Source organism: Novosphingobium sp. fls2-241-R2A-195, from assembly GCF_030209485.1.
GTDB classification, from domain to species: domain Bacteria; phylum Pseudomonadota; class Alphaproteobacteria; order Sphingomonadales; family Sphingomonadaceae; genus Novosphingobium; species Novosphingobium resinovorum.
On sequence record NZ_JARVRY010000004.1, the window covers coordinates 388,017 to 397,969 of the forward strand.

Here is a 9,953-nt window from a genome sequence, read left to right on the forward strand (position 1 = left end):
ATCACTTCATGGAAACGCCGATCGGAGACCAGGTAATCGCCTAAGCCCTGCCGTGAAGCCGTCCCGGCGACGGTAACACCTGAAACCAAAACCCACGCTCAAGCGATGTGGACCTTATGGAACCGCCAGCCGCATCTCAACCGCCTGCGACGATATCTTTCGCCAGACGACGGCGGCGCTGGCGCATCGCGCGGAATGTCCTGCTTGCCATTCTCACCGCGATCTTCGCTGTCTGGTTGCTTCTGTTCATAACCAAGGGACGGTTCCTCAGACACCCCTTCGAAAGCATCGCCAGTTCGCTAAGCGATCGCACGGTCAAGGTCGGCGGCAACTTCCAGCTCTATTTCGCCCCGCTGCGGATCAAGTTCGTGGCCGAGGAGTTGGCCGTATCCAACCCGCAATGGGCAAAGGAAAACACCCTTTTCGCCGCCCGGCGCATCGAAGCCAGGATCGCCCCGCTTTCGCTGCTTTTGGGGCATCGCCATGTCTATGCACTCGATCTCGATCGGGGCGTCATCAATCTGGAATGGGATGCCGGCCACAGGCGCAATACCTGGACTTTCGCAACGAGCGGGGAAGGCAAGCCTTTCGAAATGCCACGCATCGACAGGGCCAACATTACCGGCACGCAGATCCATTACATCGACCCGCAGATGCCGCTCCTCGCCAACCTCACCATTGATCCGATCGCGGCTACGGATACGCGGATCGGCAAGGCAGTGGGGCTGAAAGGCAGCGGCACTTTTCGCACTACGCCATTTCGCCTGACGGCTGAACTGCTGTCCCCCGATGCCAGTCTTTCCGGAGCAGAGAACCGACTACAGGCGCGCGCATGGGCGGCCAATAGCGTCATCGACGTTTCCGGCACCCTGCCCGCCCTCACAGAGTTCGAGGACGTTCCCTTGAAAGTCGCGGCCAAAGGGCGGGACTTGTCCGACCTAATGGCGGTGATTGATGTCGTCATTCCGCAGACACGCCGCTATGCGCTCGAGGCGCAGCTTGTGAAGGACGCGCAGACCTATCGTTTCACAGGGATGACGGGAACTTTTGGCCAATCCGACCTGTCGGGCCGCTTCACCGTGACCAATGCGCAGCGACTGAGGCTGGACGCCGCGCTGGAAACCCGGCGCCTCGACATTGTCGATGCGGCCCCATTTATCGGTTACAACCCCGATGTCGTAGCTTCGCAGGGCGCGATGGCTGCCGCTGCACAGACAGGAGCAGGAGCCCGCCGCATCCTTCCCGACGCAGAACTGCCGGTTGCGATGATGCAACGCTTCGATGCCGGTCTCGACTGGAAAATCGGCGTGGTCCGATCGAAGAACGTGCCCGTCTCGAACATCGCGCTGAAACTGTCGCTGGACAGGGGGCGACTGGCGCTGTCGCCGCTGACATTCTCCATGGCGCGCGGCGACGTGGCCTCGGACTTCGTGATCGACACCCGCCAGCGGCCCTCCGCGATCCGTTACGATATCCGTCTGGCCTCGACGCCGATGGGCCGCCTGCTGGCGGGTTATGGTCTCGCCGATTCCGGTACTACCGGCACTATTCGCGGCAGGATCGAACTGGACGGAAGAGGTGACACGATCCACGATTCGCTGGCGACGTCATCGGGCCGGATCGCCTTTGTCATGCCGCAGGGCACGCTGTGGACGCAGAATGCGCAACTCGCCGAACTGGACCTCGGAACCTTCGTCTCCAAGATGTTTCAGGGCAAACTGAAGAAACCGATCGAGGTCAATTGCGGCCTGCTGGCCTTCACCGTCCGAGGTGGAACCGCCGCGGCCGACCCGATCCTGATCGACACCAGCAAGAACGTGGTGATCGGCCGCGGGGGCTTCAGTTTCGCGACCGAGGCGGTGGACATGGCTTTCCGTGCCGACGGCAAGAAGTTCAGCCTGTTCTCCGGCCAGTCTCCCGTTGGCCTGGGTGGTCATTTCTCGGAACCGAAACTGCAGGTGATCAGCCCGCAACTTGTCGGCCGTGCCGGGGCCGGACTTGGCCTTGCCGTGCTTACCACCCCAGTTGCCGGATTGCTGGCATTCGTCGACCCCGGTGATGCGAAGTCAACCGCTTGCGGCCCTGTTCTTGCGGGAGCAAATGCAAGCGCCCAGCGCACTTCCAACGGCAAGCCGCGTGACGATGTCAGCAATGGTTCAACCAAAAAGAATTAGCGCCATGGCCAAGACATCCGGTGTCTTTCGAGACAAAATCGTGATTTACGGTGCGCTGGCAGCAAGCCTTCGAATCGCGATCGCAAAGTTCGTCGCAGCCGGGATCCGCGGCTCATCGGCGATGGCCACCGAAAGCGTTCATTCGCTAATGGACAGCGGGAACCAGCTTCTGCTTCTCTAAGATCAGCGCCGCTGACATTCCGATGTATGAAAGCATCGCCCATATTCGCGAGCCTCACCCGATCTAGCTTGAATCGCCATTCATCACCAGAAAGCAATGGCCGCAAGGTAGAGCGATTACGAACGCCTCGAACTCGACGTGCCCGGTCGATTGATCCTCGACGATAGTGGGTTGATGCTCGATGCCGCGCTCGCCGGGATGGGGTTGGGCTATCTGGCTGAGCAGACCATTACGCCGCTCATCAAGGACGGGCAACTGATCCAGATGCTGGTGGACTGGATGCCGCAGGAGGCGCCGCTTTGCCTATACTATTCCGGCCGTCGCCATGTTCCCGCCAAATTTGCGTGCGTTCATCGACCTCGTTCGGCTCCACGCCCGGAAGCCGTCAATGGCGTGAGGCACTCGTTTGGTAAGTTGCTTCCTGGACGAGCAGCGTGAACCGTGCACGGATGCGATGGGCCGGCACGTTGCTGCCGTTTCTGTGGTCGCCCCGTCACCGCCGTTCGGTAGCCAATATTCCATTCTCAGGCGCAGACGGTCTGCTCCTGACAAGAAACCGAACCTGGCTCGGTTGTGGTGCTAAGATGCCTCCGAACCCATTCATGCCCGCCCTTCGTTGAACGACACGACGGGCTTGGCGAAGTAGGAATGCTCGAACGATCCCAGCGGAATCGCCAGCAGCGACGGTTCTACGTCGAATCTGATACGCAATGTTCGATCCGCGCTCCTGACAGAATCGATAAGCCACATGGCGTCTGCTATCGGGAGGTCTTACCCACTCTCGCGACGGGCCGTCGATCCTAACATCGCTGCATTTAATAGGACCCGCGTCGAAAAAACGCTTCCCGATTGTTGCCGGCAGGCCAAGCGATGACAAACCAGCGTTTTGAATCGGCGGTTTGAGGCAGCTCGCCAGCCATATTCACACAACTAAAACATGCGCGTCCGGCATGGAATTCATCATTTTAGCTCTCTCCTAGAATATTATCACATAAATTTTCTACTGCCTTTCTCGACCCATCACGATTAATCGCCCGCAAATTTCTGTTGCCAATTTACAAACCATCTACTTTTACCCCCCTATTCATAAAATGTCTGATTGCGGACTGGCAGGTTAGAGATCCGAACGAGGCGCAACGGCAAGCAGGAAAGATCGGACTTGGCGCCGACACCGTCGTGAATCAAGTCGTGAACGAAGCGATGGAATGCGGCGACTCGGGGATCTGGCCTTATGCAGAACTCTGGTCGCCAAGAAGCTACGGCGCTGCTATAGCCTTATATCCCTGCATCCTGAGAAGGATTCTGCGGCCTTGCGTGCTACGTTGACTCGCGAGGATAGGTTTCGTCAGACGTAGCTTAAGGTACTTAAAAGATGACATTCGACAAGGGAAATCGCGGCTATGGTCGTGATCGGTTCGGCGGTGGTGATGATCGTTGGGGTGGTGGCAACGATCGGTTCGGCGGCGGCGGCGGTGATCGCTTCGGCGGTGGCGGTGATCGGTTCGGCGGCGGCCAGCGTGGTGGCTTCGGCGGATCGCGCGGTGGTGGTTTTGGCGGCGGCGGTGGTTCGCGTGGCGGGCCGGGCCAGGTCGTCGGGCAGGGTCGTGGAACGGTCAAGTTTTTCAACCCCGACAAGGGTTTCGGCTTCATCCAGCTTGAAGGTGGCGGCGACGACGCATTCGTGCACATCAGCGCCGTGCAGTCTGCCGGCCTCGAGACGCTGGCCGAAGGCCAGCAGCTGGAATTCCAGCTGGTCGAGCGCAATGGCAAGGTTTCCGCATCCGAACTGACGATTGTCGGTGAGGTCATCGTTGCTGAACGTCGCGAACGTGCCGCCGCTCCCGCTCCGCGCCAGTCGACTGGTGAAAAGGCCACCGGCACGGTCAAGTTCTTCAACGGCTCCAAGGGCTTCGGCTTCATCGTGCGCGATGACGGCCAGCCTGACGCTTTCGTGCATATCAGCGCCGTCGAGCGTTCCGGTTTGCATGGTCTTTCGGAAGGCGATCAGCTCGAATTCGAGATCGAGATCGATCGTCGCGGCAAGGCATCTGCCGTGAATCTGGTCCAGCGCTGACGGACTTGGCCATGGCTGCCACAGGTGGCCATGGCCTCTGCTCCGGCTTTCCTCTGTCGCATTGCGATCGGTAACGGAAAGACACGCGCTTTATGCCGAAGGCGCTGATCCAGCCCGCCTTCGGCCAGATACCTGCAAGGGTACGAATGAGTACCCTTCAGGCGTACGCACAACACGTCCTGCTGCGGGGGATCAGCTTTCTTCTGGAACTGATGACCGGACACATTACTTGAGCCCCGGACCAGCGGTAGTTCAATTCTTGCTTGAAAGGCTGCCCCTTAGCAGCCTCAAACCTGACCTTGTCCTGGCGGCACGACCGTCACGCAAAGGCCAATAAAACGACAACGGATTACATGACGAACGACGATCGCAGCGGTGACAACGACTCCCCTCTTCTCGACCTGGACAAAGGTTCGGTCCAGCGGTTCATCGCGCGCGCCAAGAGCCAGGGCGTCATCACGGTCAAGGAGTTGAATGCCGCGCTGCCGCAAGACCAGATGACCACCGACCAGATCGAGGACATCATGGCCGCGATCTCGGAAATGGGCGTCAAGATCGTCGAGAACGATGATGATGACGATGAAGAGGGTGAGCAGGAAGAGGGCGTGGAGGCCGTCGATGGCCGCGATGACGATTCGGGTTCGGATTCCGAGTTCGACGAAGGCAATTCCCGGCGCCGCCCCGGCGAAACCCGCAAGGCGGACACGCTCGGGCGTTCCGATGACCCGGTACGGATGTACCTGCAGGAAATGGGCGCCGCCGAGATGCTCAGCCGCGAGGGCGAGGCCGCCATCGCCAAGCGCATCGAAGCTGGCCGCGACATGATGATCATGGGGCTTTGCGAAAGCCCCATGACCTTCCATGCGATCATCGGTTGGTCCGAAGCGCTCAACAATGGCGACATGCAACTTCGCGAGATTCTCGATCTCGACGCCATGCTCTCCAAGGAGCCGCAGCCGGAAAACCTGGGTGAGGACGGTGAAGCCGACGGCGAGATTTCCGCTGCCACGGCCGGTCCTTCTTTCAAGGACGATGACGATTCCGGCGAGGACAACTCGGAGGAAGTCGACGAGGACGGCAACCCGATCCCCAAGCGCAAGGTCGAGGACGATGAAGAGGACAACACCCTCTCCCTCGGCCAGATGGAAGCGGCCCTCACACCGGAAGCGCTGGAGAAATTCGCGCTCATCACCGAACTGTTCCGCACCTTTGAACGTCTTCAAAGCGACCGGCTCGACGCGCTGGCGCTTGGCATTGATTTCCCGGGCGAGAAAGAAGACCAGTATCTGCAACTGCGGGAGGATCTCACCGCGCAGGTGGAGGCAGTGCAGTTCCACGCGAGCAAGATCGAGTATCTGGTCGACAACCTCTACTCCTTCAACCGTCGCCTGACGACGCTGGGTGGCCAGATGTTGCGTCTGGCCGAGCGTCACAAGGTGAAGCGCGCCGACTTCCTCGAAGCCTACACGGGCCGGGAATTGGACGACACATGGGTCGCCGAAGTGGCCAGGAAGGACAAGAAGTGGGCTGCCTTCGCGGAAAACGAGGCTGAGCCTGCCGAGCGCATCCGTCTGGAAGTCTCGGACATCGCCACCGCCACCGGCATGGCGCTGCCCGAGTTCCGCCGCATCGTGAACATGGTGCAGAAGGCGGAGCGTGAAGCGCGCATCGCCAAGAAGGAAATGGTCGAGGCGAACCTGCGTCTGGTGATCTCGATCGCCAAGAAGTACACGAACCGCGGCTTGCAGTTCCTGGATCTCATCCAGGAAGGCAACATCGGCCTGATGAAGGCGGTCGACAAGTTTCAGTACCGCCGCGGCTACAAGTTCTCGACTTATGCGACTTGGTGGATCAGACAAGCAATCACGCGTTCGATCGCGGATCAGGCTCGCACGATCCGTATCCCGGTCCACATGATCGAGACGATCAACAAGCTGGTACGCACCAGCCGTCAGTTCCTCCATGACCAGGGCCGCGAGCCCACGCCCGAGGAAATGGCCGAGAAACTGTCGATGCCGCTCGAAAAGGTGAAGCGGGTTCTCAAGATTGCCAAGGAGCCGATCTCCCTCGAAACGCCGATCGGCGACGAGGAAGACAGCAGCCTCGGCAACTTCATTCAGGACGAGAACGCCGTCATCCCGGTGGACGCAGCGATCCAGGCCAACCTGAAGGAAATGATCACTCGCACGCTGGCGTCGCTGACGCCTCGCGAGGAACGTGTGCTGCGCATGCGCTTCGGCATCGGCATGCCGACCGATCACACGCTGGAGGAGGTTGGACAGCAGTTCTCGGTGACCCGCGAGCGTATCCGCCAGATCGAAGCGAAAGCGCTACGCAAGCTCAAGCATCCAAGCCGTTCACGCATCATGCGCGCGTTCCTCGACTAGACGCAGGCGGGTCGCCGGTCTTGGCCGGTTACCGCTAGCGCGATACCATACGCGACGATTGGTTTTTACGCGCCCCTGCAAGCCGTACAGCATGCCAGATGCCGCCCCCAGACCTGCCGTTCAGTATTTATAGGTCGCGTTGACAAAATGCTTCAGCCGCCTTGCTGGAACAAGGTTGAGGAGCCGAGGTAGGAAAGCGGGGTTTTCTCGAAGCGGGTGGCGATGCGGCGCTGGTGTTCGAGAAAACCGAACATGCGCTCGATCCGGTTGCGATTGCAGTAGCGGCGATAGTCGGGATGCTCTGGCGCCTTGCGGTTCGAACGTCGCGGAATGGCGGGCAGGAGCAGGTCTTCACGGAAACGGTTGCCATCGTAACCGTTGTCAGCGAGCAGTGCTTTGGACTTCGGAACCGCGACGGCCATCAGGTCATCGACGCCGCCGTAATAAGATTACTCGCCGCTTATCAGGTGGAAGTCGAGAGGGAAGCTATGATTGTCGCAGCGGGCGTCTATGCCGCGTGATCGACCAAAAGCCTCCTTGCAAAGCCCCCTTTAGCGTCAGCAGCCGACAAGAGGCGAGGATGATAGTGCTGTCGACCATGTACCACCAGTCGTCGGTTGGGCCGAGATCGACCAACGATCGCAACAGGGCAGAAACCCGCAGGATTTCCATAATTCCTCTAAGATACATATGGTTATCTCCGGAAAGACAGGCATGCCTACCGCGCTTTTGCGGAAGCAGCGGTCCGGTCAAGGGGAGAATAAGTTCGATCCGTTGAGTGATCCCGCAGTTCTTGGTCCGTTATCTTCACCGCTCGTCTGCCAGCCAATGTCCGTCCAAAATAGGGGTCTGGGCGATACCAAAGACAGAGCAGTGCTGCGACATAGCGGTGAATAGTGGATAGTGTGGATCGAGTTGCCGTGCTGCGGCGGGCCGGTTGGTGTAGCACCATCAACGGCGGTCCGCTGGCGAGCACAGTAGCGCGAGACGGGTGACATTGCCCCAAAGCCCCGCGGCGGGGATACGCGCTCGCGGCGGATGGAAGAGCGGGAAGCGGACATTCCGGCCGTTTGGCAGGAGCGCAGGGACATCACTCATGAACGCCCCACTGGCGCGTTCGAACACCGCGAACATGCCGAACCCCAGCAGGCTCCAGTGTCCCGCATAGCGCAGAAGGCGATGCCACGCCTCCTCGCGCGATGTGGGCAGAGCACGAATGAACTGGAGCACCGCCGGATCGGTCGCGAGTTCGAACACGGCATCGAGATCGTCGATCGTATGGGCACGCAAGATCAGGCGATCGGTGGTAATCTTGGGTCGGTGCATAGCCAGACTCGCGACGGTTCTAAAATATCAGACGGCGATGCCGGCGACTTCGCGCGCCAGCGGTTCCAGCGCCTCGAGCACCGATGTGTCCAGCACCACCGATGCGGCGGCGACGTTCTCTTCCAGGCGCGCGCGGTTGCGGGTGCCGGGGATCGGCGCGATCGCCACGCCCAGTTCGCGCGCCTTGGCATAGAGCCAGGCAATCGCCACTTGCGCCGAGGTTACGCCCAGTCCGGCCGCGATACCGTCGATGGTTGCGACGAGCCGCATGTTCGCGTCCCGGTTTTCAGGCGAGAAGCGCGGGAAGTGATTGCGGGCATCCTCACTGCCGATGGCCGTGGCGAATGCCTGCCCGGTGAGCATGCCGCGCCCGAGCGGCGAATAGGGAACCACCGTCACGCCCAGTTCGGCGGCAACGGGCACGACCTCAGCTTCGATCGAGCGGGTGAAGATCGACCATTCCGACTGCAGCGCGGCGATCGGATGGATCGCATGCGCCTCCCGCAGTTCCTCCGCCGAGACCGCCGACAGCGCGATCGCCCGCACTTTTCCCGCCTCAACCAGCTGTGCCATCGCTCCGATGGATTCGGCCAGCGGCACGTCGGCGCTGCGGCGGTGCATGTAGTAGAGATCGATCACATCGACCCCGAGCTGCGTATTTCAGAAGTTCTGGACAGCCGTTTCACAAAATCGCGGACATGCGTTTCGCTAAGTCCCGGACAGTCGGCGCAGTTTGGTCATAGGTGCCTTGTTGTGGTTCAGGCGGTTATGATTTCGGCTTTCTCTATGTCGGTCAAGAGGGGCGCGGGTCGGGTTTTGCGCATGCTGTCGCCTTCGAGTGTTATGCGGTGGGCATTGTGTACCAGGCGGTCGAGGATGGCGTCAGCGATCGTGGGGGCACCGATCATTTCGTGCCACTGAGCGACCGGTAACTGAGCCGTAATCAAGGTGGATTTACGCTTGTAGCGCTCCTCGAAGATTTCAAGCAGATCGCCGCGCTGCTGCTCGGTCAGCCCATGGCTGCCCCAGTCGTCGAGCACGAGCAGTTGGATGCGGGTGAGCTTGTCGATCAGGCGCGGGAAGCGGCCGTCGAGCCGGGCCATTGCCAGATCTTCGAACAGTCGGGGCATGCGAACGTAGAGTACCGAGTAGTCGAGCCGGGCTGCCTGACGGGCGAACGCACACCCCAACCAGGTTTTCCCCGTACCGGTTGGCCCTGTAATGATTAGATGTTCATGCGCCTTGAGCCAGTCGCCCTGCGCAAGCGCCAGGACGCTGCGGCGATCCAGCTTGCGGTGCGCGGCGAAGTCGATGTTCTCGATACAGGCGTCGCTGAATCGTAGTCGCGCGGCCGTAAGCCGGTTGGCGAGCCGCTTGTCACAGCGCATCGCCATCTCCCGATCGAGCATCAGCCCGAGCCATTCGTCCCGGGCGAGCCCTTCGCTTCCCGCTTGTTCGGCAAGTTCACGGTAAGCACTCGCCATCCCGGCGAGCCCCAGCGTCTGCATCTGGTCCAACATGGGGTGTGTCAGCATGATCGTCGCTTCCTTTCACTGATAGTAGACCCCACCGCGGATGTTGCCGTGCGATGGAGCTGGCCGGATCGGTTCTTGGGCAGGACTGGCCTGATCCAGCCCGGATTTGAGGATCGAGAGGACCGAGGCATATGTGGTGGCCTCGATTGCCAGCGCGCGGTCACAGGCCGCATCGAGACGGACATGGCCATAGCCGCGCCCTAGCGAGAGGATGCCCATCGCCGAGCGATAACCCTGCTCGGGATGGCGCCGATCACGCATCATGCGCTCGACCAT

General features: G+C 60.5%; 6 protein-coding genes and 5 pseudogenes. 6 read left to right on the forward strand and 5 right to left on the reverse strand.

From position 1 onward, the window contains the following. The first annotated feature begins 116 nt into the window (after window positions 1-116). The 5 genes and pseudogenes from QRN25_RS04710 to rpoD all read left to right on the forward strand — a co-directional run bounded on the left by QRN25_RS04710 (window position 117) and on the right by rpoD (window position 6,816). Window positions 117-2,174, forward strand: coding sequence for an AsmA family protein (locus QRN25_RS04710; RefSeq protein ID WP_285017725.1), 2,058 nt, complete (start codon window positions 117-119; stop codon window positions 2,172-2,174). A gap of 4 nt (window positions 2,175-2,178) precedes the next feature. Continuing rightward, window positions 2,179-2,352 (forward strand): annotated as a pseudogene (locus QRN25_RS04715) (cation diffusion facilitator family transporter); the annotation flags it as partial. A 153-nt stretch (window positions 2,353-2,505) separates the two neighbouring features. Then, entirely contained in the window at window positions 2,506-2,793 is a 288-nt protein-coding gene (locus QRN25_RS04720) for a hypothetical protein (protein ID WP_502910415.1), read from the forward strand. A gap of 934 nt (window positions 2,794-3,727) precedes the next feature. Then, a complete protein-coding gene (locus tag QRN25_RS04725; protein WP_271182207.1) occupies window positions 3,728-4,429 on the forward strand; it encodes a cold-shock protein in 702 nt (233 codons plus the stop codon). Between the two features lie 353 nt (window positions 4,430-4,782). After that, window positions 4,783-6,816, forward strand: a complete 2,034-nt coding sequence (gene rpoD, locus QRN25_RS04730; protein ID WP_271182208.1) for an RNA polymerase sigma factor RpoD — start codon at window positions 4,783-4,785, stop codon at window positions 6,814-6,816. 152 nt (window positions 6,817-6,968) lie between these two features. Here rpoD and QRN25_RS04735 read toward each other — a convergent pair whose 3' ends face one another. Then, window positions 6,969-7,238, reverse strand: a complete 270-nt coding sequence (locus QRN25_RS04735) for a transposase (protein WP_285017727.1) — start codon at window positions 7,236-7,238, stop codon at window positions 6,969-6,971. A gap of 485 nt (window positions 7,239-7,723) precedes the next feature. On the opposite strand from QRN25_RS04735, the pseudogene QRN25_RS04740 reads away from it, so the two are divergent. Beyond that, window positions 7,724-7,917, forward strand: a pseudogene (locus QRN25_RS04740) (IS630 family transposase); the annotation flags it as partial. Window positions 7,918-7,929: 12 nt separating this feature from the next. Here the strand turns inward: QRN25_RS04740 and QRN25_RS04745 are convergent. The 4 genes and pseudogenes from QRN25_RS04745 to QRN25_RS04760 all read right to left on the reverse strand — a co-directional run. Next, window positions 7,930-8,142, reverse strand: a pseudogene (locus QRN25_RS04745) (GNAT family N-acetyltransferase); the annotation flags it as partial. Window positions 8,143-8,169: 27 nt separating this feature from the next. Then, a pseudogene (locus QRN25_RS04750) lies at window positions 8,170-8,784 on the reverse strand (aldo/keto reductase); the annotation flags it as partial. Window positions 8,785-8,900: 116 nt separating this feature from the next. Beyond that, entirely contained in the window at window positions 8,901-9,677 is a 777-nt protein-coding gene (gene istB, locus QRN25_RS04755) for an IS21-like element helper ATPase IstB (RefSeq protein ID WP_285017728.1), read from the reverse strand. A 15-nt stretch (window positions 9,678-9,692) separates the two neighbouring features. Continuing rightward, window positions 9,693-9,953 (reverse strand): annotated as a pseudogene (locus QRN25_RS04760) (IS21 family transposase); the annotation flags it as partial.